Annotated in this window: 1 protein-coding gene; it reads right to left on the bottom strand. The window is 71.2% G+C overall.

From position 1 onward, the window contains the following. Positions 1-85 precede the first annotated feature (85 nt). Positions 86-879 (bottom strand): DUF5597 domain-containing protein (locus FUT87_RS29685; RefSeq protein WP_186830813.1); only part of this gene is annotated, 794 nt, incomplete at its 5' end.

The following is an 879-nucleotide window of genomic DNA, read 5'->3' as shown; positions in this document are numbered from 1 at the left end:
TGGTGCGCAAGCCCGCCGCTGACGGCGGCCAGGCCGGCGGTGCGGGCGATGAAGCGGCGGCGTTGCATGCGCGGTTCCTCGAGGATCAGTAGCGGCCGAGCTTGACGCGCAGCACCGTGGGCGTCGCCGGCAGGTTGAGGCCCCAGTCGACCTGGTCGCCGTTCCAGTTGCGCGTGGTGGTCCAGCGGCCGTCCGGGCCGAAGCGGCCTTCCTGCGCGTGGATCAGCATCGTGCCCAGGCCCTTGAACGACGCGTCGCCCTCGAAGCGCACGCGGGCGCGCTGGCCGGTCACGATGAATTCGTCGTCGCCGATCTGCGCGATGGCGACGCCGCCGGACGGCTTCGCGGCCGAGGGCGGGACCTCGTCCTTCAGCTGCGGCCAGCTGCGCTCGCCGAATTGCCATTCGCCGAAGCTGACCTTGGCGGTCCAGCCCTTGAGCGCGACGGTCTGCGGCTGGCGGTCGTCGCCTTCGGCCACGCCGTGCGTGCGGCCCTCCAGCGACCATTGCGCCCACTGCGAGGCCATCGGCGCGAAGCTGCCGTAGACGGCGGCGATCGGCGCGGTCATGCGGCGGTCGGTGTAGGGCGAGCCCAGCGGGTAGTTGCTGTAGTCGGCGTAGTCGACGCCGAAGGGCGTGACGCCGATCGCGCCGCGACCCAGGATCGCGTAGTGGTAGCGGGCGTAGGTCTCGGCGTTGCCGATCTCGGGCACCCACAGCGCGTTGTCGCGGCGCTGGAACTGGCCCAGGATGGCCTCGACCTTGGCCGACTCCGGCATGTAGATGTCGGGGCCGACGATGTCGATCTTCGGCGCGGCGGCCTTGTAGATGCCGATCACGTCGTGGGTCGGGCCGCCGCTGGCGAAGTCCGACTTCCACG

It is taken from the genome of Mitsuaria sp. TWR114 (assembly GCF_007997345.1).
The sequence above is the reverse complement of the archived record's forward strand: the minus strand, read 5'-3'. Positions and strand labels throughout refer to the sequence as shown.